General features: G+C 76.2%; 1 protein-coding gene and 1 pseudogene. Both read left to right on the top strand.

All coding sequences use genetic code 11. The annotated features are described in order from the left end of the window. Positions 1-233 precede the first annotated feature (233 nt). Positions 234-1,562: a vWA domain-containing protein gene (locus tag ACWEO5_RS38415; protein ID WP_452166697.1), complete on the top strand. Its 1,329-nt coding sequence runs from the start codon at positions 234-236 to the stop codon at positions 1,560-1,562. 43 nt (positions 1,563-1,605) lie between these two features. Further along, positions 1,606-1,909, top strand: a pseudogene (locus ACWEO5_RS38410) (hypothetical protein); the annotation flags it as partial.

The raw sequence follows: 1,909 nt of genomic DNA, 5'->3' as shown, positions 1-1,909 counted from the left end.
CCGCCGCCGCACCGGCCCCGCCCGCCGCCCCGCCCGCCGTGCCGCCCGTCCCGAGCGCGCCGCCCGTCCCGGTGTCCGGCGCCACCGCCGCCGCGACCCCGCCCGCCGCACCCGCCGCGGACTGACCCGGCCGCCGACGGCACCAGCGGCGACCGCACCGACGACACCACGACCACCTCCAGCGCCACCGCCACCGCCACCGCCACCGACCCTCCGGCAGAGGAGCTCTCCGCATGGCCTCGTTGTCCAAGCCCGACGCGCCCCGGTTCGACGTCGACGTCTTCCAGAACGAGTACCTCGCCCAGGGCGCCCAGGAGGTCAACGCCATCGTCACGGTCACCGCGACCGGCGGCGGCACCTCCGGCGGGCGGCCGATCGGCGCCCCCGGGCCGGACGCCGCCGTGGTGCTGGTGATCGACTGCTCCGGCTCGATGGAGTACCCGGCCACCAAGATGCGGCACGCCCGCGAGGCCACCGCCGTCGCCGTCGACGAACTGCGCGACGGCGTCGCCTTCGCCGTGGTCGCCGGCACCCACGAGGCCGTCGACGTCTACCCCGGCAACGGCCGGCTGGCCGTCGCCGACCGGCACACCCGCGAGCAGGCCAAGGACGCGCTGCGCCGGCTCGACCCGTCCGGCGGCACCGCGATCGGCACCTGGATAGCCAAGGCGCAGCAGCTGTTCGCCTCCCGCCCGGGGAGCGCGATCCGGCACGCCGTCCTGCTCACCGACGGCCGCAACGAGCACGAGAAGCCCGCCGACCTGCAGCGCGCCCTGGACGCCGCCGCCGGGTACTTCACCGCCGACTGCCGGGGCGTCGGCACCGACTGGGAGGTGGCCGAGCTGCGGAAGGTCGCCTCCGCGCTGCTCGGCACCGTCGACATCGTCGCCGAGTCCGCGGGCCTGGCCGACGACTTCCGGGCCGTCATGTCCACCACGATGGGCAAGCAGGTCGCCGACGTCGCCCTGCGGGTGTGGACCCCGGCCGGGGCCCGGGTGCGGTTCGTCAAGCAGGCCGCCCCGGCGTTCGAGGACCTCACCGACCGCCGCAGCGCGGCGGGCACCCGGGCCGCGGACTACCCGACCGGCTCCTGGGGCGACGAGTCCCGGGACTACCACGTGTGCGTGGAGGTCCCGCCGGCGGCCGTCGGCAGCGAGATGCTGGCGGCCCGGATCAGCCTGGTCCTGCCGCACCCCGACGGCACCGCCGAGGTGCTCGGCCAGGGCCTGGTGCGCGCCGTGTGGACGGACGACCCGGCCTCCTCGACCCGGATCAACCAGCAGGTCGCGCACTACACCGGGCAGGCCGAACTGGCCGACTCGATCCGCGACGGCCTGGAGGCCCACCGGGCGGGCGACTTGGCGCTGGCGAGCGCCAGACTCGGAACCGCCGTCCGACTCGCATACGCCAGCGGCAACGAGGGCACCCTCAAGCTGCTGCGGAAGGTGGTGGACGTGGTCGACGAGCGGGAGGGTACCGTTCGGTTCCGTAAGAACGTGAGCGAGGCCGACTCGATGACCCTTGAGACCCGGTCGACCAAGACCGTGCGCGTGAAGAAGTGAGCCGGACACCCGCCGGACCCGAACCTGCTGGAGTGGGGACCTGATGCCGATCTGCCCTAGGGGACACGAGTCACAGGCCGAGGACTGGTGCGACTACTGCGGCTTCCCGATGACGCCGCCGCCCGGCCTGGCGATCCCCGGCTTCCCGAACGGCCCGGCCCAGCCCGGCGCCCAGGGCCAGCCGGGTGCCCAGGCGCACCCCGGCGGCCCCGCCGCGCCACCGCCGGGCCCGCCCGGCCCGCCCCCGTACACCTCCTCCGGCTACCCGCCGGTCGGGCCGGGCCCGGGCAGCACCCCGCCGTCCGGCACCCCCGCCGGCGGTGGCGGCTACTTCGAGCCGCGCCGCA

This window comes from Kitasatospora sp. NPDC004272, from assembly GCF_053603035.1.
Note: the sequence above shows the minus strand (reverse complement) of the source record. Positions and strands in the feature narration are given on the sequence as shown.